1 protein-coding gene is annotated in these 2,024 nt (G+C 33.5%); it reads left to right on the top strand.

Annotated features, from left to right (window positions below):
- Positions 1-24: 24 nt before the first annotated feature.
- On the top strand, positions 25-2,024 hold a 2,000-nt coding region (locus ACVC2P_RS00075), incomplete at its 3' end, for a M14 family zinc carboxypeptidase (protein WP_452596453.1).

Here is a 2,024-nt window from a genome sequence, read left to right on the forward strand (position 1 = left end):
ACATATACAGAATATGTAAATAAAATGACATACTATGCCAATACATTCCCTTCTATTTGTTCTTTAGAAAATATAGGTACAACTAAAAATGGTAGAGCCCTATTAGTGCTTAAAATTTCTGATAATGTAACAATGGAAGAAGCAGAACCAGAGTTTTTTTACACTTCTTCTATGCATGGAAATGAAATTGCAGGTTTCCCTTTAATGATTAGGTTAATAGATTATCTTTTAAATAATTATGGTACAAATACAGAAGTTACCAATTTAGTTAATGCTACAGAAATATATATTAATCCTTCTGCTAATCCAGATGGAACTTATGGAAATACAGGAAGCATAACTATAAATAGCCCTACACGATCTAATGCTAACGGACAAGATTTAAATAGAAACTATCCCGATCATGAAAACATTGGTAGAATAAATGAAGGTGCAGGTAATACTAGTAGATTGCATGTTAATAGTACTGGAGGAGTATATGAATTAGAAACGACTGCTTTTATGAATTTTGAAGCTTCTAAAGATTTTGTTCTCTCTGCTAATTTTCATGGAGGTACAGAGCTAGTTAACTATCCTGGAGATAATACATTCACGCAACATGCAGATCATAATTATTATGAATATATTTCGGTTGAGTATGCAACTCATGCCCAAAATGCTAGTGATGCGCTTGGGGATACTAATTATATGACGGTAGATGAAGACCAAGGAACATACCCTAGCCCAGGCGTTACCCATGGAGCATCGTGGTATACTGTATATGGAGGAAGACAGGATTACATGACATATTATAGACATGCAAAAGAAGTAACTATAGAACTTTCTAATGTTAAATTTATTAATGGTGCTCAATTACCCAATTTATGGGAGTTTAATAAACAAGCTTTTTTAGATTACATTAAACAAGCAAATTATGGGTTTCAAGGCACTGTTAGCGATGCTTCTGGAAATCCAATTGCAGCAAAAATATCTATAACTGGACACGACTTTAATAATTCTTGGGTTAACTCTAGTAGAACATTAGGTGACTACTATAGGTTAATAGAAGCTGGAACTTACAATGTTACATACGAAGCTAATGGTTATACACCTCAAACTATTAACATTACTGTTACTAACAATACCAAAACAATACAAAATGTAACATTAGTAGCTACTACACCAGAACCCGTTACAAGCGACGAGACTATTTGTAACTCTCAATCTGCAACATTAACAGCTACAGGTTCAGGGGTTTTAAATTGGTACAGTTCTATAGATGCTACGACTCCTATTTATACAGGACCAACATATAATACACCTTCATTACAAAACAATACAACATACTATGTAGAAGATGAAATCACAAAACCATCAGTAGGAATTTTAGACAGTCAGAATAATGGAGCACAAAGATCTGGTAGCAGATACTTAGTTTTTGATGCTACAGAATCTGTACTCTTGCAAAAAGTAACTATTAACCCTAGTCAAGCAGGAGAAATGGAAGTACAACTACAAGACAGTAATGGAAACATGTTAGACTCTAGAGTTATTTTAATTGAAACTCCTGGAGTACAAACCATAGAATTAGATTTCTTAATACCTGTCGCTACAGATTTAAGATTAACTGCTGTAGAGTTATCAAGTGGGTTATCTCTATACAGAACAGGTACTGGTGTTTCCTATCCCTATACAAACAGTGGTATCTCTATAAAAGACAGTAGTGCAGGCAGTTCTTTTTATTATTTCTTTTATAATTGGGACATTGCTAATATAAAGAGTACCAGAAAAGCTGTAAACGTAATTGTTAGACCTAATCCTGTAGCCGATTTTTCCTATGAGGTTAATGCTTCCAATAATGGAGAAGTGACCTTTACTAACACCTCTTTAAACTCAGATAATTACACTTGGGATTTTGGAGATGCTATTGGAACATCTACTAATTTAAACCCAACATATACATATACAGAATCTGGTACATTCAATGTTACTTTAACTAGTACAAGCTCTACATGTGGAAATGATTCTAAAACACTTTCTGTTAC

This window comes from Pontimicrobium sp. MEBiC01747, from assembly GCF_053601635.1.